Origin of the sequence: Paraburkholderia sp. J69-1, assembly GCF_905220255.1 — a bacterium.
Lineage (GTDB): Bacteria > Pseudomonadota > Gammaproteobacteria > Burkholderiales > Burkholderiaceae > Paraburkholderia.
Map to the genome: position 1 here is coordinate 566,373 of NZ_CAJMZG010000001.1, position 23,774 is coordinate 590,146.

Here is a 23,774-nt window from a genome sequence, read left to right on the forward strand (position 1 = left end):
GAGCCTGGGCATCGTGCTAACGGTGGTTAGCCGGGAGCGCCGGGCGCGCAGGGCGAAACGCTGAACGCTTTACGCCTGTACGCGAAAGGGCGATGTCGCGCCGATCGGGATTGGCGCGACTCACTGCGTCATTTTATGGCGGATCGGGAGGCGGTGCGATGACGCGCGCGCGGCGAACAAAAATCGTTTAAAAATCGGCGCAAATTCGGTGCCGGGGCTTTCGATTCGTTATCCGCCGCGCCTTCAGGCCTTGCGCGCGTTCAGCACGAACTGCGTGAGCACGCCCGCCACCAGCCCCCAGAACGCCGCGCCGATCGACAGCAGCGTGAGGCCCGAAGCCGTCACCATAAAGGTCACGAGGGCCGCTTCGCGCTCGCGCGGGTTCTGCATCGCGTTGGTGAGGCCGCTCATGATCGAGCCGAACAGCGCCAGCGCGGCAATCGACACCACCAGCGCCTGCGGAAACGCCGCGAACAGCGCCGCGATAGTCGCGCCGAAGGTGCCCGCGATCAGATAGAAGATGCCGCACCAGACCGCCGCCATATAGCGTTTGGTGCGGTCCTCGTGCGCGTGCGGGCCGGTGCAGATCGCCGCCGTGATGGCCGCGAGGTTGATGCCGTGCGAGCCGAACGGCGCGAGCAGCAGCGAGGCGAGGCCGGTCGTGGCGATCAGCGGCGAGGAGGGCGTGTCATAGCCATCGGCGCGAATCACGGCGATGCCCGGCACGTTCTGCGAGGCCATCGCCACCACGAACAGCGGAATGCCGATGCTCACGATCGCCTGCACCGAAAACGCGGGCATCGTGAACACGGGTTTCGCCACGGCCACGCGGAAGTGGCTGAAATCGAGCAATCCCAGCGCCGCGGCCGCCGCGATCCCCACCACCAGCGTGCCGACGATCGCATAGCGCGGCACGAAACGCTTCATCAGCAGATAGGCGAAGAACATGGTGAGCACGAGCGGCGTCTGCACCTGCGCGGCGTGAAAAATCTCGATGCCGATCTCGAACAGGATGCCGGCCAGCAGCGCCGCGGCGATACCGGCGGGGATGCGCTTCATCAGCGTGTCGAACCAGCCGGTCAGACCCACGGCGGTGAGCAGCACGGCGCAGACGATAAAGGCGCCGATGGCCTCGGCATACGGCACATGCGGCAGCGAACTGATCAGCAAGGCGGCGCCCGGTGTGGACCACGCCACCACGGTAGGCGCGCGATACCACAGCGACAGGCCGATGGTGGTCACCGCCATGCCGATGGACAGCGCCCAGATCCACGACGAAATCTGCGCGTCGGTGAGATGCGCGGCCTGGCCCGCCTGGAACATCAGGACCAGCGAACTGGTGTAGCCCGTCATCATCGCGACGAAACCGGCCACGATCGTGGCGACCGACGTGTCGGCCAGCGGCCGCAGCGGTCCCGGCCGGAAGTTCGCCGGCAGGTCGGGGGATGAAGGCGCGGTCATGCTGGAGTACTCCTCGTTTTTTTAGTGTGAAGTTGCGCGCGCAACCGTCTGGTCCGGCGGTTGCGCTGCGTGTGGCGTGAAAGTGTCAGGTTGGCTGGCGCTATTTGCTCAGCGCGCGCATGGCCGTTTCCAGCCCGGCGACGGTGAGCGGATACATGCGATGCCCCAGAATTTCGCGGATCACCGAAACCGACTGGCGGTATTCCCATAGCCGCTCGGGTTCCGGGTTGAGCCAGGCGAAGTGCGGGAACTGGTCGGCCAGCCGCCGCAGCCACACGGCGCCCGCTTCCGGGTTGTTGTATTCGACCGAGCCGCCCGGCTGCAGCACTTCATACGGACTCATGGTGGCGTCGCCGACGAAGATCAGCTTGTAGTCGGGCGTGAACTTGTGCAGCAGATCCCACGTGGGCGTGCGCTCCGCGTGGCGGCGGCGGTTGTTCTTCCACAGATAGTCGTAGACGCAGTTGTGGAAGTAGTAGAACTCCAGATGCTTGAACTCGGCCTTGGCGGCGGAAAAGAGTTCTTCGGTGCGCTTGATGTGATCGTCCATCGAGCCGCCCACGTCGAGCAGCATCAGCACTTTCACATTGTTGTGGCGCTCCGGCACCATCTTGAGATCGAGCCAGCCCGCGTTGGCGGCCGTGCTGCGGATCGTGCCGTCGAGATCGAGTTCCTCGACCGCGCCTTCGCGCGCGAAACGGCGCAGGCGGCGCAAGGCCACCTTGATATTGCGCGTGCCGATCTCGACCTGATCGTCGTAATCGCGGTAGGCGCGCGCGTCCCACACTTTCACGGCGCTGCGCTGCCCACCTTCGCCGCCGATGCGGATACCTTCCGGGTTATAGCCGCCGTTGCCGAACGGCGACGTGCCGCCCGTGCCGATCCACTTGCTGCCGCCTTCGTGGCGCTCCTTCTGTTCCTCGAACAGTTCCTTCAGGCGCTCCATGAGCTTGTCGAGCCCGCCCATCGCTTCGATCTGCGCGCGCTGTTCGGGCGTGAAATCGCGTTCGAGTTTTTTCTTGAGCCAGTCTTCGGGAATCTCGAAGGCCTGTTCGGACTTCTTTTCGATGCCGCGAAAATACGCGCCGAAGGCCTGATCGAAACGGTCGAAATACTGCTCGTCCTTCACGAGCGTCATGCGCGCGAGATAGTAGAAGTCGTCGAGCGACGGCGCGATCACGCGCTCCTTGAGCGCTTCGACGAGCGTGAGGTACTCCTTCACGGAGACCGGCAGCTTCGCGTCGCGCAGCGTATAGAAGAAGTCGATCAGCATGCGGGTTCTCCGTGCTTTTTCACGTGCCCGGCGCGGCTTAGCGGTTGTGGCGGTTCATGTAGATGAGCCGCTCGAACAGCGTCATGTCCTGTTCGTTCTTGAGCAGCGCGCCGGCGAGCGGCGGCATCGACTTCGAACCGTCCACGGCGCGCAGCGCTTCGGGCGGGATGTCTTCGGCGAGCAGCAGCTTGAGCCAGTCGAGCAGTTCGGATGTCGAAGGTTTCTTCTTCAGGCCCGCGACGTTACGCAGTTCGAAGAAACTTTCCATCGCGGCGCTCAGCAGTTCGCGGCGGATGCCCGGATAGTGCACCTCGACGATGCGCTGCATCGTGGCCGGATCGGGGAAGCTGATGTAGTGGAAGAAGCAGCGGCGCAGGAAGGCGTCCGGCAGTTCCTTCTCGTTGTTCGACGTGATGATGACGAGCGGGCGCTGCTTCGCCTTGATGAGTTCGCGCGTCTCGTAGACGTAGAACTCCATGCGGTCGAGTTCGCGCAGCAGGTCGTTGGGGAATTCGATGTCGGCTTTATCTATTTCGTCGATCAGCAGCACGCTTTGCTGCTCCGACTCGAACGCCTGCCACAGCACGCCCTTGACGATGTAGTTGCGGATATCCTTCACGCGTTCGTCGCCGAGCTGCGAGTCGCGCAGGCGCGACACCGCGTCGTATTCGTAGAGACCTTGCTGCGCCTTCGTGGTGGACTTGATGTGCCATTGCATCAGCGGCATGTCCAGCGCGGCGGCCACTTCCTCGGCCAGCATGGTCTTGCCGGTGCCGGGCTCGCCCTTGATGAGCAGCGGGCGCTTGAGGGTGATCGCGGCATTGACCGCGAGCTTGAGATCGTCGGTGGCGACGTACTGCGAAGAGCCTTCGAAACGCGTGGCGCGCATGATGAACCGCTCGCTGAAAAAAATCCCAGTATAAGTCAGATGGGGTGTTGCTTCAGAGGGGCCTCGCGTATCGTTGGCTCCGCCCGATGCGGTACTGATTCAGGATCGCGGGGCGCAGTTTTTATGCCGTTTTTGTCCCGTCACGGGAACGAATCGCCCGGGTTTTATCGTCCGTTCCAGGCCCGCGCAGGTCGCCAGTTGCAAAAGCGCACCGCATCAGGGATCACCCGCACGACCCGCCGCAAAGGCCGCTCGCATAACGCCCGAGCCCCGTCTGGCGGGCCTCAGCGGGCGCGCGGCGGGCGGCAGCCCGTGGACGGGCTGCGCGGCGTCGCGGTATACTCAGACCGATTTTTTTCGGCCTGCACGGCGACCCAAAAGTAAAACAGCAGTAATGCGGCGCAGGCCGTGGCCTGCGGTTCGGGCGTTCGAATCCCCTCAAGCCAGGTTGGATGCTATGAAAAAAATTGTCGGCAAGCACGTCATGCTCGGAGCAGTGACCGTGCTGGCGGGCTTCGCGGCCACGGCACACGCGGATGTCGTGGGCGACGCGAAGGCAGGTCAAGGCAAGGTTGCGATGTGTATCGGCTGTCATGGTATTCCCGACTACCGCACCGCCTATCCCGAGGTCTATCACGTGCCCATCCTGGGCGGCCAGAACGCGCAGTACATCCAGAACGCGCTGCACGGCTACAAGAAGGGCGACCGCCACTTCGAGACGATGCACGCGATCGCGGCAACGCTCACCGACCAGGATATCGCCGATATCGCGGCTTATTACTCGTCGCAGTCGGCCACCTCCAAGAACAACCCCGAGAAGTAACCGGCACGGGAGACGACAATCCATGAACAAGCCCTATACGGCCGTGCGCGCCGGTGCGCGTGAAGCGCGATTCAAGGCCGCGTTTTTGAAGGCTGCCGTGCTGGTTTCGGCGGCTGCCGCGCTGGCGGCCACGCTCGCGCTGCATCCGGCGCATGCCGCTGATGCCGCCAACGGCAAGGTGCTGTCCGACAGCCACAACTGCGCGGCCTGCCATGGCGTGAATCTGAACAAGCCGGTGAGCCCGGAATATCCGAAGCTCGCGGGCCAGCATGCCGATTACATCTATTGGGCGCTGCGCCAGTACCAGATGGGCAACGGCAATCCGCATCTCGGCCGCAACAATCCGATCATGCAGGCGCAGGTGCAGAGCCTGTCGCAGAGCGATATGAAGGATCTCGCCGCGTATATCGAATCGCTCAAGGGCGATCTGATCGAGAAGAAGTGAATCTGATGCGTGCTGCATGAGGCGCGCTCGATGTGAAAACACCCTGCCTGCCGTGCGATTCCAGCGCGGCAGGCAGGGTGTTTTTTTGCGCTTCTTTGGGCTCGATGCGTTGCAGGGCCGCTTAGTCGCGCGTGGCGCGGCGCTCGATGCGCTGGAGATAGGCGTCGGTGTCGGGCGGCGTGCCGGTGCGCTGCGCTTCCCAGATCGTCTCGCCCAGGCACTCCATGATGGCGTGCTGCGCGTCGTGGGTCGATCCCATGCGCGCCGCGAGCCGGTCGTGCGCCGCGCGGATGCCCGGCGGCTGGTCGATCGACAGTTGCTCGCTGATCGCCAGATGCATCGACAGATGCAGGAAAGGGTTGGTCTGGCCGCGTTCGGGCGAATAGTCCTGGACGGCGGCCTGATCGGCGTCGGCGAGTTCCGCGTGGTATTCGGGATGCTCGACGATCCAGTCGGCGGCGATCGCTTCCAGAGGCGTGAGGATTTCGCCTGCGCGCTGCTTGCGCCAGGTCTCGGTGAAAAAGCGGCGGACTTCGTCGCGGCTGGGATTGAACATCGTGAATCGTGCGGTGGTGTGGGGGACGGCGCCCGGGGCCAGAAGCATGCCAGAAGGATTCTGGCGCGCTTGCTGCGCTCCGGGCAGTTCATTCTACGTCGCGGCGCGCAGCCGCGCTGTCAGAGCTCGGGCGGCGGCGTTTTCGGCCTGAATTCGCACAGCGGCTCGATCACGCAATGCCAGCATTCCGGGCGGCGCGCCTTGCAGACATAGCGCCCGTGCAGGATCAGCCAGTGATGCGCGTCCTGCAGAAACTCCTTCGGCGTGAACTTTTCCAGCGCGGTTTCCACCGCCTTCACGTCCTTGCCAGGCGCGAGTCCCGTGCGGTTGGCGACGCGGAAAATATGCGTATCCACGGCGATGGTCGGATGGCCGAACGCGGTGTTGAGCACCACGTTCGCGGTCTTGCGGCCCACGCCCGGCAACGCTTCGAGCGCCTCGCGCGTCTGCGGCACCTCGCCGCCATGCTGCTCGATCAGGATCTTGCAGGTGGCGATCACGTTCTTCGCCTTGGTGCGATAGAGGCCGATCGTCTTGATGTAATCGGCGACGCCTTCCTCGCCCAGCGCGAGCACCGTCGCGGGCGTGTTCGCCACCGGAAACATCCTGCGCATGGCCTTGTTCACCGAGACATCGGTGGCCTGCGCGGACAGCAGCACGGCGATCAGGAGTTCGAACGGCGTCGAAAACTCCAGCTCGGTCGTGGGGTTCGGGTTGATGCTTTGCAGCGTTTCGTAGATCGCGCGGCGCTTGGTGGCGTTCATGGCTTGCGGGGGCCGTTGGTTTTTATGCGGGCTTGTCGTGGTCTTTCGCGGCGTCCGGGGCGGGCGCGTCCGGCGCCGATTCCATTCCCAGACGCTTGCGGCGCGCTTCGGCGGCGTCGATCTGCGCCTGCACATCGGCGCTCACGTGATCGGTGTTGCGCGGTCCTTCGCCGCTGGCCGCCAGTTCCGCCTTCTTCTGACGGGCGCGCTCCATCGCGGCCTGGATGATGGCTTTCTTTTTGGCTTCGGCGTCGCTGGGTGCGGCGGCGGGGGCGCCTGCCGTTGCGTGCGCGGCTGCGGGCGTTTGCGTCGCGGTGGGCGCGGCCGCTGCCGCGGGCGCGGCGGCACGGCGCGCGGCGGCGCGTGCTTCGGCGGCGTCGCGCTCGGCGGCCAGACGCGCCTGATGGCGGTCGTGGCGCAGACGCGCGTCGTCGGCCTGCTGTTGCGTCCAGGCGTCCCAGCCGGTGGCTGCGCCAGTCACGGGGATCATCGCGATGCAGTCCACCGGGCAGGGCGGCACGCACAGGTCGCAGCCCGTGCAGAGATCGCGCACGATGGTGTGCATCTGCTTGGGACCGCCGACGATCGCATCGACCGGGCAAGCCTGCATGCACAACGTACAGCCGATGCACACCTGCTCGTCGATCAACGCGACGGGGCGTGGCCGCTCGACGCCGTTATCGGGATTGATCGGAATGACGGGCTTGCCGAGCAGATGCGCGAGACGCGCGACGCCTTCGGCGCCGCCGGGCGGGCACTGGTTATAACTGGCGGTGCCGGCCGCGACGGCTTCGGCATAGGGCCGGCAGCCGTCGTAGCCGCACTTGGTGCATTGGGTCTGGGGCAGCAGATCTTCGATGCGATCTGCGAGTGTCTTGGAATCGTTCACGGTCGCAATTTCTACGCTGGCCGGGGTGCGCCATCAGCGCTCACGAAGCGTGGCTGACGGCGGCAGGCGGGCACAAGCTGGCAAAGCGGGGCAGGCAGACACGCGCGCGGACGCAGCGCCTGGCGGCGCCTGCCGGACCCGGGTGCGTCAGCGCATGCCGGGATGCGCACGTGCGGCGCCAAAGCCCGCATTATCGCCGATTTCCCGCATTGCCATCGGCAGGGCATGTGCCATAATCAAAGCGCTTAATTCGCAAGTTCGGGCCCAGCCGCAGCGCACCATGCGCCGCGTCTGACGCGCGAACCCGCGAATCCGGCATGCAGGACGGCATTAAAACGCGGCACCGGACGAGGGCTCCGGACGGGCTGCAAATAAACAAAACGAAGATCGAAAAACGAAGGGTGTCAGTCCATTAACCTGGCGCGCCCCGTGGATCGCTGCCGCTACATGGGTTCTTTGGAGAGGCCCGGCAGTGCCAAGCGGGAATCCGCGCGCCTATCGAGCGATCCTGCCACCATGAATCAGCCGAAAATCAAAAGAGATCCTGAAGGCACGCGCCGTCGCATCCTGCTCGCAGCGGCGGAAGAGTTCGCGAGCGGGGGCCTGTTCGGCGCCCGCGTCGACCAGATCGCGCGACGCGCCGAGACCAACGAGCGCATGTTGTATTACTACTTCGGCAGCAAGGAGCAGTTGTTTACTGCCGTGCTGGAGCACGCTTTCGGCGCGCTCAACGAAGCCGAACGCGCACTCGATCTCGCGGGCCTCGCACCCGTCGAGGCGATCACGCGCCTCGCGCATTTCGTCTGGGATTACTACCGCGATCATCCCGAACTGCTGCGCCTCGTGAATAACGAGAATCTGCACGAAGCGCGCTACATGCTCAAATCCACGCGCATCCACGAGATGGTTTCGCCGATCGTCGCTACGCTGGGCAGCATTCTGTCGCGCGGGGAAGCGGCGGGGTTGTTCCGTGCGAACATCGATCCGCTGCGCCTGTACGTGACGCTTTCGGGCATGGGTTATTACATCGTGTCCAACCGCTATACGCTCAACGCCACGCTCGGCCGCGACTTCAGCGCGCCGGCGGAACGCGCCGAGATCATCCAGCTCAATACGGACATGCTGCTGGCGTTCCTGATGCGCAAATAAGCGCACATAAACGCCGATCGCGCGCGCGGCGCAGCAAGCCGGCAGTATGAAAGAAAAAACGCCGCACCTCATGACCTGTGAGGCGCGGCGTTCGCTCATCCGTCGAGCGTCGATCGCAGTCTGCCCTTAAGCAACGTCAAGCGACGTCAAGCAACGACCGTTTCCTTAACCGGCTGCTTCGCGTGCGGCTGATGCTGGCGGATAAAGTCGCGCAGTTGTGGATAGATGATGGTGCGCCAGCGGCGGCCCGAGAAAATGCCGTAGTGGCCGCACTTTTCCGCGGTCAGATGGTGCTTGTTCTGCTCCGGGATGCTCGTGCACAGGTCGTGCGCGGCGCGCGTCTGTCCGGAGCCCGAAATATCGTCGAGTTCGCCTTCGATCGTGAAGAGCGCCGTGTCGCGGATATCCTGCGGCCGCACGCGCTCGCCCGAAACATCCCACGTGCCTTCGGCGAGACTGAATTCCTGGAACACCGTGCGGATGGTCTCGAGGTAATACTCGGCGGCCATGTCGAGCACCGCGTTGTATTCGTCATAGAACTGACGATGTGCTTCGGCGTCCTCTTCGTCGCCGCGCAGCAGGCTCTTGTAGAAGTCCCAGTGCGCCGTGGTGTGGCGGCCCGGATTCATCGCGACGAAACCGGTGTGCTGCAGGAAGCCCGGATAGACCTCGCGGCCCTCGCCCGGATAGTTGGCCGGCACCGTATGGATCACGTTGTTCGCAAACCATTCGAGCGAGTGTTCGGTGGCGAGTGAGTTGACGGCGGTGGGGCTGCGGCGCGCGTCGATCGGGCCGCCCATCATCGTCATCGTGAGCGGGGTGGGTTCGCCGCGGCTCGCCATCAGCGAAATGGCCGCGAGCACCGGCACCGTGGGCTGGCAAACCGACAGCACATGCACGTTCTTCGCGCCGATATGGCGGATGAATTCCTGGATGTACGCCACGTAGTCGTCCAGATGGAACGCACCCGCTTCGAGCGGCACCATGCGCGCGTCGATCCAGTCGGTGATGTAGACCTTGTGGTCCTGCAGCAGCGTGCGCACGGTGTCGCGCAGCAGCGTGGAGTGGTGACCCGACAGCGGCGCGCACACCAGCACCGAAGGCTCGTCCTTGAGCGCGGTCACGGCGGCGGGATCGTCGGCGTAACGCTTGAAACGCAGCAGGCGGCAGAACGGCTTTTCGACGATGGTCTGTTCGACGATCGGGATGTGATGACCGTCTTTTTCGATCTGCTTGATATTGAACTCGGGCTTTTCGTAGTCCTTGCCGAGCCGGTAGAGCAGTTCGTAGCCGGCGGCAAGACGCGTGGCGCCCGGCACGAGCGAGAACGGGCTCGACGGATTCGAAAACGACTTGGAAGCAGCCTGGGCCCACGCGGTAAGGGGGCTAAGCAATGCGCGCTGGTATTCGCGAATTTGGTAGAGCATGGATGCTCCAGCATCAGGGGCCGGATCGCATCCTGGCTACGCGGATAAACGCGACGAGGATGCGGACCCGCTTGTTGATCGGTCGGGCTTGTGACTCTTTCAGTCAGGCTATATATCGGCTTTGCATCGCGCCGCTTGAGCGCAAAAACCAGCCGCTACGCCCCAGCCGCGCGCCACGCTGCCGCACTGCGATCCAGCCGAAACCATCGTATCGGACCCCAGAACGTTGTGCAACGCAGCAAGTCAAGTTTAGCGCACCTCCTACAAACGCGTCGGTGCATTCCCACGTTGACCTCTTCGCGATCCTGACTATGCGCTTTGGCTCGCGGCGGGCTCGCGGTGAACTATGACGCGGTGGCCTCGAAATCGGCTTCCATCGGCGGGATGCCTTCTGGATGGCCGGTTTCCGCTGCCATTTCCTGTTCGTGGCGCATCAGGTTCAGACCGGTGTGGACCAGCGCCACGTGCGAGAAGGCCTGTGGGAAATTTCCCACAAGTCGGCCCGCGACCGGATCGTACTCCTCGGCCAGCAGGCCGACATCGTTGGCGAGCCCGAGCAGCCGTTCGTACATCTTGCGCGCATCGTCCATGCGGCCCTGGAGCGCGAGGTTATCGACCATCCAGAAGCTGCAGGCGAGGAAAGTGCCTTCGCCGGGCGGCAAACCGTCGTTGAATTCGGTGGTGCGGTAGCGCATCACGAAGCCTTCGCACATCAGGTCGCGCTCGATCGCCGCGACGGTGCCCGCGATGCGCGGGTCGTCGGCGGGCAGGAAGCCGACCAGCGGCATCAGCAGCAGGCTGGCGTCGAGGTCGGTGCCGCCGTAGATCTGCGTGAAGGAGTTCAGCTCCGCGTTGAAGGCGCGCTCGCAGATCTGTGCGTGGATGGTTTCGCGCATCTCGCGCCAATGGTCGAGCGGGCCGGGCAGATCGAATTTTTCCGCCGAGCGCACGCAGCGGTCGAACGCCACCCACGCCATCACCTTCGAGAAGGTGAAATGCTGGCGGCCGCCGCGCGTTTCCCAGATACCTTCGTCGGGCTCGGTCCAGATCGTTTCGAGGTGTTCGAGCATCGCGCACTGGATCGACCAGGCGGTGTCGTCGGCTTGCAGGCCGCCCACGCGCGCGAGGTGCAGCGCGTTCATGACTTCGCCGTACACGTCCAGCTGCAATTGCCCAACCGCGTTATTGCCCACCCGCACGGGCTTCGCGCCTTCGTAGCCGGGCAGCCAGTCGAGTTCGATTTCGGGCAGACGGCGCTCGCCGGCGATGCCGTACATGATCTGCAACTGCGAGGGCGAACCGGCCATCACGCGGCCGAGCCACGCGCGCCAGGCGCGCGCTTCGTCGTAATAGCCGCCGCGCATCATGGCGAGCAGGGTGATGGTGGCGTCGCGCAGCCAGCAATAGCGGTAGTCCCAGTTGCGCGTGCCGCCCAGTTGCTCGGGCAGCGAGGTGGTGGGCGCGGCCACGATGCCGCCGGTCGGCTCGTAGGCGAGCGCCTTGAGGGTGATCAGCGAGCGGCGGATCGGCGCGGCCCAGCGGCCTTCGACGGTGCCGCGCGCGGCCCATTCCTCCCAGAAGTTTTCGGTGCGCGCGAGCGCCGTGAACGGATCGCGCGGGGGCGGCAGGCGCAGATGCGACGCGGCGTAGGCCATCGAGAACGGCACGCGCTCGCCTTCCTTGACGTCGAATTCGGCGACCGTGCGCATGTTTTCGCCTTCGAGATCGACGGGCGTGCGCAACACGATGGTGTCCGGGCCGACCGTGGCCTTGATGCCGCTCTCGTAGGCGAGGCGGCTCACCCACGGCACGGAAAAGCCGTAGTCGAAGCGCAACACCAGTTCGCATTGCATGCGCACGGTGCCGCGCCGGCCCACGACGATGCGCACGAGTTCGGTCCAGCCGTTGCCCGGCGGCATGAAGTCGATTAGCGTGACCGCGCCTTCGGCGGTTTCGAAATCGGTTTCGAGGATCAGCGTGTCGCCGCGATAGCGGCGCGTGGTGGTGACTTTGGCGGGCGTGCCGTCGGCGGCGGGCGCGGGGGCGATCTGCCAGCGGCCGTTCTTTTCGGTGCCGAGCAGCGCCGCGAAGCAGGCGCCGGAGTCGAAACGCGGCCAGCAGAGCCAGTCGATGGAACCTTCGCGGGACACGAGCGCGGCGGTGTGGCCGTCGCCGATCAATGCATAGTCTTCGATAAGTGCGGGCATGGTAAGCAGATTGACAGCGTGCGTGGTGCGATTCGTGTGATTTTTACGGCGCTACGGCATGGCTGCGCGCTCAGAGGCTTCCCGGCGCATGCACGCACAAGAGTAGTGGCAGCGGGGGCGAAAGCGCAACGCGTTTTGCGGCGCACGGCACGCCAGCGCACGCAAAACAGGGCTGCGGGAATGGTCGCGGCGCGCCGTTCACGGGCGCGCGCGAGAGCTTGAGCGGAGCAATCCGGCGCGTTCAGAAATGTCCACCCGTGCCGAACAGGCCGATGATCCCGATGATGATCAGATAGAGCGCAACGATGTAGTTGAGCAGGCGCGGCACGACCAGAATCAGAATGCCGGCGATGAGCGCGACGAGCGGGCCGATGGCGACATGGATGTTCATAGTTCACTCCGTAGTGAGCGAGGCCGCGTGCTGCGCGCTGGCAGCGCGATGGCGTGCAACCTCTCGTATACTTCGCTTCCAACCCTCATAAGATCCGTGCTCGCGCAGGCATCGGGCAGATGTGTTTTGCTCATGCCGCGCGGAAACGATCAGCAGCAGATTCGCCAGTTCGACAAGAAGAAAGGAGGTCGACATGTTTCAAGGCCATGCAGTCGCAATCGCCATGCCCGTGCAATCGCGTAAATCCGGTGCACCGCGCACCCCGAAGCGCGGCATTATTCATCAGATCATCAAAGGGATCGCCATCATGGCCACAGTCGCCGCCTCCGTCGCTGCGCCGCAGGCATTCGCGCAAGGTGCGTCCGCCGATGTGGCCGGCAACGGCGTGTACGACCTGATCGTCGGCACCTATACGGGCGGCAAGAGCGAAGGCCTGTACGTCTATCGCTTCGATTCGAAGACCGGCGACGCGCAGCAGGTCAGCGTCGCGAAGACGGTGAACCCGTCGTATCTGGTGGTCAGCAAGGACAAGCGCTTCGTCTACGCGGTGAACGAACTGCCCGGCGATAACGGCCCGGCCACCACGCGCGGCGATGTGAGCGCCTTCGGCTTCGACGCCGCGAGCGGCCAACTCACCTTCCTCGACAAGGTCTCGGCGCAAGGCAACGACCCGTGCTATCTGAGCCTGTCGCCGGACGGCAAATATCTGCTGGTCGCCAACTACTCGGTGGCGGCCGATCCGGGCGGCAGCTTCGCGGTGCTGCCGGTCGAGCAGGACGGCAAGCTCGGCCAGTCGGTGCTGACCGTGCATCACGAAGGCGGCGGCCCGGTGAAGGGGCGTCAGGACAACGCGCACGTGCACTCGACGGTATTCTCGCCCGATGGCCGCTACCTGTTCACGCAGGATCTGGGCACCGACAAGCTCTGGACCTACCGCTACACGCCGGACGGCACGCGCGGTCTGGTGAGCCCGGCCGAATGGCGCTACACCGACGTGAAGGCCGGCACCGGCCCGCGTCACCTGGTATTCGGCAACGATGGCCGCCACGCTTACCTCACGAGCGAACTGGCGGGCACCGTCAGCGTGTTCGACTACAACGACGGCCATCTGAAGCTGGAGCAGGTCGAGAAGCTGGCGGAACCGGGCTTCAAGGGCGCGGTGGGCGCAGCGGCGCTGCATCTCTCGCCGGATGGCAAGTTCCTCTACGTGTCGAATCGCGGCGACGCCAACGACATCTCGATCTTCGCGGTCGACGCAACGAGCGGCAAGCTCAAGCGCGTGGGCCGTCAGGCGAGCCTCGGCAAGTCGCCGCGCGAATTCGCGATCGACCCGAGCGGCCAGTGGCTGATCGTCGGCAACCAGAACAGCGACACGGTCTACGTGTTCCGCCGCGATCAGGAAACCGGTCTGCTGGCGGCGAACCCGAAGAAGATCGAGATCGGCTCGCCGGTCGATTTCAAGTTCGTGACGCCTTGAGATTGTCGATGCCGGTGCGAACCGGCTTGCGATGAAAAAAACGCCGCGTGGAGCAACTCCACGCGGCGTTTTTGTTTGACGACGGCGACGCCGTGGCGCCTACACCGTGCTTATTCGGCCTGACCCGGCACGAGCACTTCGCGGCTGCCGTTGATGCCCATCGGCGAGACGAGACCGGCCGCTTCCATCTGTTCGACCAGACGCGCAGCGCGGTTGTAGCCGATGCGCAATTGCCGCTGCACGGACGAAATCGACGCGCGGCGCGTACGTACCACGAAGGCCACGGCTTCGTCGTAGAGCGGGTCGGCTTCCGCCTCGGGCGACTCGCCGAACAGATCCTGCGGCGCGCCTTCCGAAGCCGGACCGTCGAGAATGCCTTCGACATATTCCGGCTCGCCGAACTGCTTCAGATACTCGACCACCGCATGCACTTCCTCGTCGGCGACGAACGCGCCGTGCACGCGCTGCGGATAGCCCGTGCCCGGCGGCAGGAACAGCATGTCGCCCTGACCGAGCAGCGATTCCGCGCCCATCTGGTCGAGAATCGTGCGCGAATCGATCTTCGACGACACCTGGAAGGCCACGCGCGTCGGAATGTTCGCCTTGATCAGACCGGTGATGACGTCGACCGACGGACGCTGCGTGGCAAGGATCAGGTGGATGCCTGCCGCGCGCGCCTTCTGCGCGAGACGCGCGATCAGCTCTTCGATCTTCTTGCCCGCGACCATCATCAGGTCGGCGAGTTCGTCGATCACCACGACGATCATCGGCAGCGGCGAGAGCGGTTCGGGCGCTTCCGGCGTGAGCGAGAACGGGTTGCCGATCTTGCGCTCGTTGGCTTCGGCGTCGCGGATCTTCTGGTTGAAGCCCGCGAGATTGCGCACGCCCACGGCCGACATCAGCCGGTAGCGCTTCTCCATTTCGCCGACACACCAGTTCAGCGCATTGGCCGCGAGCTTCATGTCCGTGACGACCGGCGCGAGCAGATGCGGAATGCCTTCGTAGACCGACAGTTCCAGCATCTTCGGGTCGATCATGATGAGGCGCACGTCCTCGGGCTTCGCCTTGTAGAGCAGCGAGAGGATCATCGCGTTGATCGCCACCGACTTGCCCGAGCCGGTCGTGCCGGCCACCAGCATGTGCGGCGCTTTCGCGAGATCGGTCACGATCGGATGACCGACGATGTCCTTGCCCATCGCGATCGTCAGCTTCGATTGCGAACGCTGATAAGGCGTCGATTCGAGGATTTCCGAGAGGCGGATCATCTGCCGTTTGGCGTTCGGCAATTCGAGACCCATGCAGGTCTTGCCCGGAATCGTTTCGACCACGCGGATCGACGTGAGGCCGAGGCCGCGCGACAGATCCTTCATCAGGCCGACGATCTGGCTGCCGCGCACGCCGAGCGCCGGTTCGACTTCGAAGCGCGTAATCACCGGACCCGCCGATGCACCGACCACCGTGACCGGCACCTTGAACTCCTGCAGGCGCTGCTCGATCAACTGGCTGGTTTCGGCGAGCTTTTCTTCGGAGACGTATTCGATTTCGGTCGAGGCGCGATCCAGTAGCTCGAAGCCCGGCAGTTCGACCGACGAGGCGCTGAGCGGCTGGAATTCGAACGAGGTCGGCGCGTGGCCGCGCACGGGCGCGCGGGCTGCTTCGGGGGCGGGTTGCGGGGCTGGCTGGGGTGCAGGCTGGGGTGCTGCTTGCGGTGCCGCGACTGCGGGCGTCGGTGCGGGTGCTGCAGGCGCGGCAACCGGCGTGAACGCCGGCGGTGCGAGCGGTGCCGATGCGGCGGGCACCGGCGTGGCTGCATGTTCCCACGGCGGCGTGACAGGCGCGGGCGGAACCGGAATGAACGACGGCACTTCAGGCAGGTGCCACTCGCGGATGACCGGTTCGGGCAACGGCGTAGGTTCGATTTGCTCCCACGGTGGCGCAACCGGAGCGAACGGCTCAGGCGTTTGAACTTCCGGGAGGTGCCATGCGGGCGCGGCCGGTTCGGTTTGCGGCTGCGTTTGGGCCGGTTCTGCCTCGGGCGTTTCGAAAGCGCTGGCGGTAGTTTGCGTCGGCGCTTGTGTTTGCGCCGGGGCCGGTTCGGCAGGCGTGGGCGTTGGCGTTGGCGTGACCGCGCTCGTTGCGGCCGCAATGGTCTGTACTGCGCCGACGGCCGGTGCGATTGCGCTTACCGCCGCGCTGGCGGCCGTCGGAACGACCGAAGCGGCAGCGGCCGCAAGCGGTGCCACCGTGCTCAAAACTGCTGCGACAGGTTGCTCGACTTCAATCGGAGCAGGAGCCGGGCGAGCTTCTTCGACCACCGGCATCTGCGGTTCGACGTGTGCGGGTTCAGCCGATACCGGTGCCGTTTCAACCGCGGCCGTTTCGACGGGAGCGGGTTCGATCGTCGGCGCTGCTTCCTTTGCTTCCTCTGCTACCGGTTCGGCAACGGCAGCAACTTCCTGAACCGGGGCTTCGATCTCGGCGGCGTTCGCTTCTTCTTCGGCTGCCTTGGCGATAAACGACGGCAGCGCCGCATTGAACGCAGCTGTGAAAATGTCGACCGGCGCAGCCAGCGGCTCGTCTGTTGCGGGTTCCGGCGTTTCGACGCTCGTGACCGGTTCTTCGGACGCCACTTCCGGCTCGCTGGCTTCTTCGACGGTTTCCGGCTGCGCGACAGGCTCGACGTGCTCGACGCGCGCGGGTTGCGCAGTTTGCGTCACGAGGCGCGGGAAACGGACGATATTGCTGACGCTCGCGACGGGCTCTTCGTCCTGCGTCGCGTCGATCGCCGGAGCGGGTTCCTGTTCTGCGACTTCGGCGTGCGATTCCGGCTCTGCAGCCACCGTATCTTCATGCTCGGGCTTGCTGGCTTCGACTTCCTCGGCAACTTCCTCGGCGGGTTCGTCGTCGAGCATGACCCACGGCATGCCGTTGTCGAAGTTCGGCCAGTTGACTTGTGCCGGAGCGGATGTATCAGCGTGTGCCTGTGCGTGTTCTTGCGTCTCTGCGGCTTCGCTCGGCTCGGGCGCGTTTTCCTCGGCGCCGATCAGGAACGCGGGCAGGGCGTTGCCGGCTTCGTGCTGCGCGTGCGTGGTCGCGGGTTCTGCTTCTTCAGCCAGCGTCGGCGCAACCACCGGCTCCGCCTCGACCGCTTCAGACAACGACGCGGCGTTTTCGTGCAGGTCCGATGCGGCCTGCGCGAGCGGCTCAGCAGACGTTTCGACGTGCGCTGCCGCTGCCGTTTCAACCGGCACCGCGATCTGCGGCGCGCTCATCGGGAAGTGCGCGTGGGCGGCGGGCGTCGCCACTTCGGCATCTACGTCAGGCGTGCTGACGTCGCTAGCCAACGGCGCTTCGGCGGTCGTAGCCATCTCATCCGGCGCATTGCGGCGAGCGAGGCTCGCGCCGGCCAGCGAGGTCCAGCGCGCGGCGTTCTCTTCGATCGAACGCAGCGTTTCGAGCACGCTCGACGACAGCGGCGCGGGCTCGGCGGCGGGCGCGGGCGGCGTCGGGCGCGAATAGGCGGGCGTGGAGGCGGACGTAGCGGCGGGCGTAGCAGCGACCACTTCCGCAACCGGCGCGCTCACGGGCACGCCAATCTGCGGGCTGAGCGTGGACGGCGCACGCAGCGCGGTGGTCGGCGTGGTTTTCGTCGGCCACACGAACGGACGCGGCGCGCGGGTCTGACGCGGCTGCGGCGCGGCGGCTGCGGCGGCGCGTGCGGCCGTGCTGCCCGCAACGGGCGGCGGCACATTGCGGCGCGCGGGAGCCGGGCTCGCGTAAGGCGAGATCAGCGGATCGGTGGGGATGGGCGCGCCACGCGGCGCAACCGGAACGGATGCCGTCGAGGCCAGCGGTGCGGCCTGCGCCGCGACCGGCGCGGGAGGTCGCATCGAGGGCGGGCGCACCGGCGTGGCGCCTTGCGCATGGATCGGAGCGAGGCCAGCCGCCGCGCCTGGCGTAGCTGCCTGCGCGGAACGCGGCGGCGCGACGCGCCATTGCGTGGCATTGGTCGCGACGCCGCCGGACGGCAGGCCTGGCGCGCCGGCGGCGGCAACGGCCACGCCGCCGAGACCGGTCATCGCCTGGCGATGCACGTCGACGCCGGAAGGCAAGGGCGGCAACGACGACGCCGAAGCGGCCTGCGACGACATCGGCATGCCGTTCGGTGCGCCTGCGCGCGCATTGCCCGGCAGACCGCCCGGCGCGGCGGCGCGGCGCATGTCGCCCGCTTGGGCAGAAGGCGCAGACGCCATCGGCGCACGCGCAGCGGCCTGGCCTTCGCGCAGCCATCCGGCTGGCACGGTCGGCTCGTTGCGCGCCCACGCGGCGGCGGCGCTGGGCGGCGGCGAAGCGAAGTCCGGCTCGACGCGCCACGGGGAAGGATTCATGGCCGAGGGATTCGCGCCTTGCGTGCCCGCGGCGCCCGGCGCCGCGCTGGCAGCGGCCGAACCCACGGCACCCGTTGCAGCGGCACCCGCCGCCGTGCGCTTGCCCGGCATCTGCGGACGCCAGACCGTCGGCCGCTTGCGGCGCGTGTCGTCGTGCGGCACGGTCGTGCCCGCGCCGGAGCCGATATTCGGACCTTCGCCCGAGGCGAGTCCGCCGCCCAGTCCCAACGCGCTGCCCAGACTGCCCAGACCCGCGAGGCCCGAGCTCGACGAACTCGTCGATCCGCCGTCCTGCGACGCGCGGCGGCTGCGGTGCGACGGGCGCTCGACGTCTTCGTCGTCGTCGCTGGAGGGGCGGATGTTCAGGCCGAGGCCGAGCGACACGTCGGCCCAGACGAAGAAGTCGCGCCAGCGGAATTCGATCAGCCACGGCAGGCTCACGAAGAACAGCACCGCCATCGCGAGCGGCGCGGCCGCATGGCCGATCAGTTTGCCGAGGCCGTCAGCGAGCGCGTGACCGAGCGCATCGAAACCTTCGATGTGCAGGATCGACGCTTCGAGCGCGCAGCTCGACAGCAGCACGCAGAAAAAGCCGAGCCACAGCCGGATCGTGCCGGGACCGCGCAGGCCCGCGCCGCCGGGCAGCACCGACTTCACGAGACGCCAGACCAGAGGGATGAACCAGACGGCCGATAAGCCGAACCAGCCAGGAACTACCGTGTGCATGCCAGAGATCTACGATGAAAGAATGGGCAATCTGCCGAGTGTAACCGTTCGGACCTGGTGCGCCGCTACGCGCGTTGCCGCGGCGCCGCAGTCGCAGCGGGACTCAGCAAAAAAAACGCCGCGCGGGGTGAGCGCGCGGCTGTGAGGCAGTGCGCGGCGTCACTGTCCCGGTGTCGCGGATGCGCCTGCCGGAGCGCCTGCGTCCGCCTGTGCGAAGCTCAGCCGATCGCCGTTTTCCAGGATCAGTTGCAGCGCTTGCGGCGGGCGCATCTGCACGCCGGTGCGGGCAATGTGCGCGAGCGCGTCCAGATAGGGGCCTTCGATCTCGCCGCCCGCGCCGATGCACGCCATACGCGTGCCCGCAAGCTGGTCGAACGAGAGCAGGCCGCTCTTGAGCGTGTAGCGTCCCATGTAACGGTTGCAGCCCGAGAAGCCGCTGGCGCGGCGCTGGCCGTTCGCCGTGGACAGATCGAGCGTGACCGGACGCGCGCCCGGCGCTGCCGGACCCGATGCAGCGGCTGCACCCGGAATCGCGCGCAGCGAGCCGTCGGCGCGTTTCCATTCGACGAGCTGCCAGTGCGTGTTGTCGAGCAACTGCGCGGCGGCGGGATTGAACGGATCGGGTGCCGGTGCGGACGAGTCCTGGTGAACCGGCAGCTTGCACGCGGCAAGCATCAGTGCAGCGCAGGTGGCTGCTGCGAGCGGCGCCGCGCGCGACGCGAGCAGGCGCGCCATCATGTGCCCGGCGGGGCGTGTGCTCGAGCGGTGGGGCATCGCATTTCCTCGTAACTGGCGAAGGCGTAAGGGTAACGCACCAGGAGACGCCATGCGAGCGCAAACGTTCGCTAAATGGTGACTTCTTCGCGCGAAAGCGCTTCACCTGTAACAGTTAGTTGGAAACAGCGCGGAAACCGTCCGCAAACGATCTGCAAACCGCGGCGGCGGGCCGCACCGGACTCGCGTTGGCCATCCGGCCAGGTAAAACGCATGGGTGCGCGTGTTAACATCGACGCTTCTTCGCATTCGTGCGTCATCCAAGAGGCGCGCGCGCTTCATCGTCAATCTTCACCGTGATTTCTGGAGACATCATGCAGACCGGCCCCCGCATCGGCACGCCGCTTTCCGCTTCCGCCACCCGTGTCATGCTGCTCGGCGCTGGCGAGCTCGGCAAGGAAGTGATCATCGCGCTGCAGCGCCTCGGCGTTGAAGTGATCGCCGTCGATCGCTACGAGAACGCGCCCGGTCATCAGGTCGCGCATCGCGCCCACGTGATCGACATGGCCGATCCCAAGGCGCTGCGCGCGCTGATCGATGCCGAACGTCCGCATCTCATCGTGCCGGAAATCGAAGCCATCGCCACCGACGCGCTGGCCGCCGTCGAATCCGAAGGCGTCGCCGAAGTCATTCCCACCGCGCGCGCCGCGCAGCTCACCATGAACCGCGAAGGCATCCGCCGTCTCGCGGCTGAAGAACTGGGCCTGCCGACTTCGCCGTACGCATTCGCCGACTCGCTCGACGAACTCAAGGCCGGTATCGCCAAGGTCGGGTATCCGTGCGTGGTGAAGCCGGTGATGTCGTCGTCGGGCAAGGGCCAGTCGGTGCTGCGCAGCGACGCCGATGTCGAACGCGCATGGGAATACGCGCTGGCGGGCGGCCGGGTGAATCATGGCCGCGTGATCGTCGAAGGCTTTATCGACTTCGAATACGAAATCACGCAACTGACCGTGCGCGCGACGGACCCGTCGAGCGGCACGGTGCAGACCTATTACTGCGACCCGATCGGCCACAAGCAGGTGGACGGCGACTATGTCGAATCGTGGCAGCCGCAGCCGATGAGCCCGAAGGCGCTCGAGCGTTCGCGCGAAATCGCCCACAAGGTCACCGAGGCGCTGGGCGGCCGTGGTCTCTTCGGCGTCGAGCTGTTCGTGCGCGGCGACGAAGTCTGGTTCTCGGAAGTGAGCCCGCGTCCGCACGATACGGGGCTGGTCACGCTCGCTTCGCAGCGTTTCTCGGAGTTCGAACTGCATGCGCGCGCGATTCTCGGTCTGCCCGTCGATACGACGGCACGCGGTCCGGGCGCGTCGGCGGTGATCTATGGCGGCATGGACGCACGCGGTATCGCCTTCGAAGGCGTCGCCGATGCGCTGGCCGTGCCGGGCGCGGATCTGCGTCTGTTCGGCAAGCCGGAAAGCTTCACGAAGCGCCGTATGGGTGTCGCGCTGGCAACGGGCGTGGATCTCGAAGAAGCACGTGCGCGTGCGCGCGCTGCGGCGGCGGCGGTGCGTCCGGTGGCCGGCGAAGCTTCGGAATAACGCTGAAGGAAGGCGGGCAGGGTGCGCAAGCTCGCGCACCCGCAAAACGTAACCCGCGCCTTGCGGGTTATCGTCGCGGCTCAGGCCGGGAGGTGGAGATGGGCAAAGCGCTCGTGGTTCGTCTCATGCGCTGGACCGGCGCTGCGGTGTGCGCCGGCTTGTGCGTTACCGCGCTGAGCGGTTGCGGGCTGGCGGCTGCGCCGTGCCGCGTGGCGTCAGCGGGCCTGAAGATCGTGCCGATCGTAGGCCACGTGGCCGCCGCGCCCACCGATGCCTGCGCCGACGTGATCGATCCGTGATCCTGCGGATCGATTGCCGCTTTACATCATGACGTCTCACGTTGACTCTCACGATGTCATGCCACGCCAGGAGAACGCCTTGATCGACGTATCGACTTCGCCCGTGCGCTCGTTGCGCCATCGCATCGCCCGCGTGTGCACGGCGCTCGCGCTGGCAGTCTGTGCGATTCCCGCCGCGCAGGCCGCATCGGGAAACAGCGGTGCAGGCGGTCCGCTCGAACTGCGCGACATCCACGTGCAGTCGCGTCATACCTTCAGCTACACCTGCGCGGACGGCAAGACCTTCAAGGTCAGCTATCTCAACGCGGCCAACGGACAGAGCTTCGCGCTCGTGCCGGTGGACGGCCGCAAGTTCCTGCTGGTCGGCGTGGTGGCCGCGTCGGGCGTGCGCTATGTCGGCGCGAAATACGCGTGGTGGACCAAGGGCCCGGGCGCCGATCTCTACGACACCATGGCCGATCCCAACTCGAAGCCCATCCTCGCGGGCTGCGCCACGATCATGCGCTAAACCGGCGCCTGCGCGCTTCGCGACGCGTTCCGTTCTGCCGGAGTAATCTGTCGGCCATGCGAAGGGCGGCTGGCATGCGGCAGAGACGCTGCAACCCGTCGGTGCCGTTCGCGCACACTGCGCGAGGTGGTCGATGAAAGCATCGGATCTGTTCGTGAAGGCGCTCGAAGCCGAGGGCGTGGAGTACGTGTTCGGGATTCCCGGCGAGGAAAATCTCGATCTGCTCGAATCGCTGCGGCGCTCGAAGATCCGCCTGATCGTCACACGTCACGAACAGGCCGCCGGTTTCATGGCCGCCACCTACGGACGGCTGACGGGGCGCACCGGCGTGTGTCTCGCCACGCTTGGTCCCGGCGCGACCAATTTCGTGACCGCGGCCGCCTACGCACAGCTCGGCGGCATGCCGATGCTGATGGTCACCGGCCAGAAGCCCATCAAGTCCAGCAAGCAGGGCCATTTCCAGATCGTCGATGTGGTGCGCATGATGGAGCCGCTCACGAAGTACGCGCGCCAGATTGTGTCGATCGGCAATATTCCGGCGCTGGTGCGCGAAGCGTTTCGCCAGGCCGAACAGGAGCGTCCGGGCGCCGTGCATCTGGAATTGCCCGAAGACGTGGCCGACGAAGAGGGCGACGGCAAGCCCATTCCCAAGAGTTTCAGCCGCCGCCCGGTCGCGGAGGAAAAAGCCGTCGCGCATGCGGTGGCGGCGATCTGCGAAGCGCAGCATCCGCTGCTGATGATCGGCGCGGGCGGCAATCGCAAGACCACGCGCAACGTGCTGCGCGAATTCGTCGATTAAACCGGCATTCCGTTTTTCACCACGCAGATGGGCAAGGGCGTGATCGACGAATCGCATCCGCTGTGGCTGGGCAATGCGACGTTATCCGATGGCGATTTCGTGCACCGCGCGATCGAGCATGCCGACTGCATCATCAACGTCGGCCATGACGTGATCGAAAAGCCGCCGTTTTTCATGCGCAGCGCCGAAGGCAAGACCGTGATCCACGTGAATTTCCTGGGCGCGGAAGTCGATCCGGTCTATTTCCCGCAGATCGAGGTGGTGGGCGATATCGCCAATGCGGTCTGGCAGATCAAGGAAGCGCTCAAGCCGCGCGAGCACGCCTGGGATTTCGCGCGCTTCGAGGAGATCAAGCGCCACTTCGACGCGCATCTCGCCAAAGGCCAGCACGACGAGCGTTTTCCGGTCTATCCGGTGCGCCTCGTGCACGACGTCTATCACGCGATGCCCGAGGACGGCATTCTGTGTCTCGATAACGGCATGTACAAGATCTGGTTCGCGCGCTACTACCGGGCGCGCGAGCCGAATTCGGTGCTGCTCGACAATGCGCTCGCCTCGATGGGCGCGGGCCTGCCCTCGGCGATCGCCACGAAGATCGTGCATCCCGAACGCAAGGTCGTGGCCGTCTGCGGCGACGGCGGCTTCATGATGAATTCGCAGGAACTGGAGACGGCGGTGCGTCTGAAGCTCGACATCGTCGTGCTGCTGCTGCGCGACGACGCCTTCGGCATGATCCGCTGGAAGCAGGAAAACATGAATTTCCCCGATTACGGCATGACGCTGCAGAACCCCGATTTCGTCGATTACGCGCGCAGTTATGGCGCGCATGGTCATCGCGTGGGTGCGGCGAGCGAACTCGGGCCGCTGATCGAGCGGTGTTTTGCGCAGCCGGGCGTGCATGTGATCGACGTGCCCATCGATTATTCGGATAACGAGCGCGTGCTCAATCGCGAGATCAAGCGGCTCAGCGCGCAGCTTTGAACGCAACACC

General features: G+C 65.7%; 18 protein-coding genes and 1 pseudogene. 8 read left to right on the forward strand and 11 right to left on the reverse strand.

The window, feature by feature from the left end:
• Positions 1-243: 243 nt before the first annotated feature.
• The 3 genes from U5A67_RS02575 to U5A67_RS02585 all read right to left on the reverse strand — a co-directional run bounded on the left by U5A67_RS02575 (position 244) and on the right by U5A67_RS02585 (position 3,623).
• On the reverse strand, positions 244-1,461 hold the full coding sequence (locus U5A67_RS02575) for a benzoate/H(+) symporter BenE family transporter (protein ID WP_205981091.1): 1,218 nt from the start codon (positions 1,459-1,461) through the stop codon (positions 244-246).
• 100 nt (positions 1,462-1,561) lie between these two features.
• A complete protein-coding gene (locus U5A67_RS02580) occupies positions 1,562-2,734 on the reverse strand; it encodes a VWA domain-containing protein (RefSeq protein WP_321814386.1) in 1,173 nt (390 codons plus the stop codon).
• Positions 2,735-2,771: 37 nt separating this feature from the next.
• Entirely contained in the window at positions 2,772-3,623 is an 852-nt protein-coding gene (locus U5A67_RS02585) for an AAA family ATPase (RefSeq protein WP_205981089.1), read from the reverse strand.
• A gap of 457 nt (positions 3,624-4,080) precedes the next feature.
• On the opposite strand from U5A67_RS02585, the gene U5A67_RS02590 reads away from it, so the two are divergent.
• Both U5A67_RS02590 and U5A67_RS02595 read left to right on the forward strand, forming a co-directional pair.
• Positions 4,081-4,446, forward strand: coding sequence for a c-type cytochrome (locus U5A67_RS02590; protein ID WP_205981088.1), 366 nt, complete (start codon positions 4,081-4,083; stop codon positions 4,444-4,446).
• A 22-nt stretch (positions 4,447-4,468) separates the two neighbouring features.
• Positions 4,469-4,891, forward strand: coding sequence for a c-type cytochrome (locus tag U5A67_RS02595; protein ID WP_205981087.1), 423 nt, complete (start codon positions 4,469-4,471; stop codon positions 4,889-4,891).
• A gap of 121 nt (positions 4,892-5,012) precedes the next feature.
• On the opposite strand, the gene U5A67_RS02600 is transcribed toward U5A67_RS02595, so the two are convergent.
• From U5A67_RS02600 to rsxB, 3 genes are all read right to left on the reverse strand, one after another.
• The gene (locus U5A67_RS02600; protein WP_321814387.1) at positions 5,013-5,447 is read right to left on the reverse strand and encodes a DUF1841 family protein; all 435 of its coding nucleotides are present in this window, start codon (positions 5,445-5,447) and stop codon (positions 5,013-5,015) included.
• Between the two features lie 119 nt (positions 5,448-5,566).
• On the reverse strand, positions 5,567-6,211 hold the full coding sequence (nth, locus tag U5A67_RS02605) for an endonuclease III (protein WP_205981086.1): 645 nt from the start codon (positions 6,209-6,211) through the stop codon (positions 5,567-5,569).
• A 22-nt stretch (positions 6,212-6,233) separates the two neighbouring features.
• A complete protein-coding gene (rsxB, locus tag U5A67_RS02610; RefSeq protein WP_415767641.1) occupies positions 6,234-7,100 on the reverse strand; it encodes an electron transport complex subunit RsxB in 867 nt (288 codons plus the stop codon).
• Between the two features lie 516 nt (positions 7,101-7,616).
• On the opposite strand from rsxB, the gene U5A67_RS02615 reads away from it, so the two are divergent.
• Positions 7,617-8,249: a TetR family transcriptional regulator gene (locus tag U5A67_RS02615; RefSeq protein ID WP_205987873.1), complete on the forward strand. Its 633-nt coding sequence runs from the start codon at positions 7,617-7,619 to the stop codon at positions 8,247-8,249.
• A gap of 146 nt (positions 8,250-8,395) precedes the next feature.
• On the opposite strand, the gene U5A67_RS02620 is transcribed toward U5A67_RS02615, so the two are convergent.
• The 3 genes from U5A67_RS02620 to U5A67_RS02630 all read right to left on the reverse strand — a co-directional run bounded on the left by U5A67_RS02620 (position 8,396) and on the right by U5A67_RS02630 (position 12,274).
• Positions 8,396-9,676 (reverse strand): polyhydroxyalkanoate depolymerase, encoded by a 1,281-nt coding sequence (locus U5A67_RS02620; protein ID WP_205987874.1) that lies wholly within the window; start codon positions 9,674-9,676, stop codon positions 8,396-8,398.
• A 344-nt stretch (positions 9,677-10,020) separates the two neighbouring features.
• Positions 10,021-11,883 carry a glycoside hydrolase family 15 protein gene (locus U5A67_RS02625; protein WP_321814388.1) on the reverse strand — a complete coding sequence of 621 codons (1,863 nt, stop codon included), beginning with the start codon at positions 11,881-11,883 and terminating at the stop codon, positions 10,021-10,023.
• Positions 11,884-12,124: 241 nt separating this feature from the next.
• The gene (locus U5A67_RS02630; protein ID WP_103701522.1) at positions 12,125-12,274 is read right to left on the reverse strand and encodes a DUF3096 domain-containing protein; all 150 of its coding nucleotides are present in this window, start codon (positions 12,272-12,274) and stop codon (positions 12,125-12,127) included.
• Between the two features lie 307 nt (positions 12,275-12,581).
• Here U5A67_RS02630 and U5A67_RS02635 point away from each other — a divergent pair, with 307 nt between their 5' ends.
• A complete protein-coding gene (locus tag U5A67_RS02635) occupies positions 12,582-13,751 on the forward strand; it encodes a lactonase family protein (RefSeq protein ID WP_321814444.1) in 1,170 nt (389 codons plus the stop codon).
• A gap of 110 nt (positions 13,752-13,861) precedes the next feature.
• Here U5A67_RS02635 and U5A67_RS02640 read toward each other — a convergent pair whose 3' ends face one another.
• Together U5A67_RS02640 and U5A67_RS02645 are read right to left on the reverse strand one after the other, a co-directional pair.
• On the reverse strand, positions 13,862-18,865 hold the full coding sequence (locus U5A67_RS02640; protein ID WP_321814389.1) for a DNA translocase FtsK: 5,004 nt from the start codon (positions 18,863-18,865) through the stop codon (positions 13,862-13,864).
• A gap of 159 nt (positions 18,866-19,024) precedes the next feature.
• Positions 19,025-19,639 (reverse strand): META domain-containing protein, encoded by a 615-nt coding sequence (locus U5A67_RS02645; protein ID WP_415767645.1) that lies wholly within the window; start codon positions 19,637-19,639, stop codon positions 19,025-19,027.
• Between the two features lie 314 nt (positions 19,640-19,953).
• Between U5A67_RS02645 and purT the strand changes: the two genes are divergently transcribed.
• The 4 genes and pseudogenes from purT to U5A67_RS02665 all read left to right on the forward strand — a co-directional run bounded on the left by purT (position 19,954) and on the right by U5A67_RS02665 (position 23,764).
• Positions 19,954-21,177, forward strand: coding sequence for a formate-dependent phosphoribosylglycinamide formyltransferase (gene purT, locus U5A67_RS02650; protein WP_205986159.1), 1,224 nt, complete (start codon positions 19,954-19,956; stop codon positions 21,175-21,177).
• 125 nt (positions 21,178-21,302) lie between these two features.
• Positions 21,303-21,476, forward strand: a complete 174-nt coding sequence (locus tag U5A67_RS02655; RefSeq protein WP_321814446.1) for a DUF6726 family protein — start codon at positions 21,303-21,305, stop codon at positions 21,474-21,476.
• Between the two features lie 79 nt (positions 21,477-21,555).
• Positions 21,556-21,984, forward strand: coding sequence for an MliC family protein (locus U5A67_RS02660; protein WP_321814390.1), 429 nt, complete (start codon positions 21,556-21,558; stop codon positions 21,982-21,984).
• A gap of 133 nt (positions 21,985-22,117) precedes the next feature.
• Positions 22,118-23,764, forward strand: a pseudogene (locus U5A67_RS02665) (acetolactate synthase large subunit).
• Positions 23,765-23,774: the final 10 nt, after the last annotated feature.

What these genes read in the sequence shown, in the direction of transcription:
- U5A67_RS02575 (WP_205981091.1), bottom strand. Translation starts at nt 1,461, where the DNA reads ATGACCGCGCCTTCATCCCCCGACCTGCCGGCGAACTTCCGGCCGGGA.
- U5A67_RS02580 (WP_321814386.1), bottom strand. Translation starts at nt 2,734, where the DNA reads ATGCTGATCGACTTCTTCTATACGCTGCGCGACGCGAAGCTGCCGGTC.
- U5A67_RS02585 (WP_205981089.1), bottom strand. Translation starts at nt 3,623, where the DNA reads ATGCGCGCCACGCGTTTCGAAGGCTCTTCGCAGTACGTCGCCACCGAC.
- U5A67_RS02590 (WP_205981088.1), top strand. Translation starts at nt 4,081, where the DNA reads ATGAAAAAAATTGTCGGCAAGCACGTCATGCTCGGAGCAGTGACCGTG.
- U5A67_RS02595 (WP_205981087.1), top strand. Translation starts at nt 4,469, where the DNA reads ATGAACAAGCCCTATACGGCCGTGCGCGCCGGTGCGCGTGAAGCGCGA.
- U5A67_RS02600 (WP_321814387.1), bottom strand. Translation starts at nt 5,447, where the DNA reads ATGTTCAATCCCAGCCGCGACGAAGTCCGCCGCTTTTTCACCGAGACC.
- nth (WP_205981086.1), bottom strand. Translation starts at nt 6,211, where the DNA reads ATGAACGCCACCAAGCGCCGCGCGATCTACGAAACGCTGCAAAGCATC.
- U5A67_RS02615 (WP_205987873.1), top strand. Translation starts at nt 7,617, where the DNA reads ATGAATCAGCCGAAAATCAAAAGAGATCCTGAAGGCACGCGCCGTCGC.
- U5A67_RS02620 (WP_205987874.1), bottom strand. Translation starts at nt 9,676, where the DNA reads ATGCTCTACCAAATTCGCGAATACCAGCGCGCATTGCTTAGCCCCCTT.
- U5A67_RS02625 (WP_321814388.1), bottom strand. Translation starts at nt 11,883, where the DNA reads ATGCCCGCACTTATCGAAGACTATGCATTGATCGGCGACGGCCACACC.
- U5A67_RS02630 (WP_103701522.1), bottom strand. Translation starts at nt 12,274, where the DNA reads ATGAACATCCATGTCGCCATCGGCCCGCTCGTCGCGCTCATCGCCGGC.
- U5A67_RS02635 (WP_321814444.1), top strand. Translation starts at nt 12,582, where the DNA reads ATGGCCACAGTCGCCGCCTCCGTCGCTGCGCCGCAGGCATTCGCGCAA.
- U5A67_RS02640 (WP_321814389.1), bottom strand. Translation starts at nt 18,865, where the DNA reads ATGCACACGGTAGTTCCTGGCTGGTTCGGCTTATCGGCCGTCTGGTTC.
- U5A67_RS02645 (WP_415767645.1), bottom strand. Translation starts at nt 19,639, where the DNA reads ATGCCCCACCGCTCGAGCACACGCCCCGCCGGGCACATGATGGCGCGC.
- purT (WP_205986159.1), top strand. Translation starts at nt 19,954, where the DNA reads ATGCAGACCGGCCCCCGCATCGGCACGCCGCTTTCCGCTTCCGCCACC.
- U5A67_RS02655 (WP_321814446.1), top strand. Translation starts at nt 21,303, where the DNA reads ATGCGCTGGACCGGCGCTGCGGTGTGCGCCGGCTTGTGCGTTACCGCG.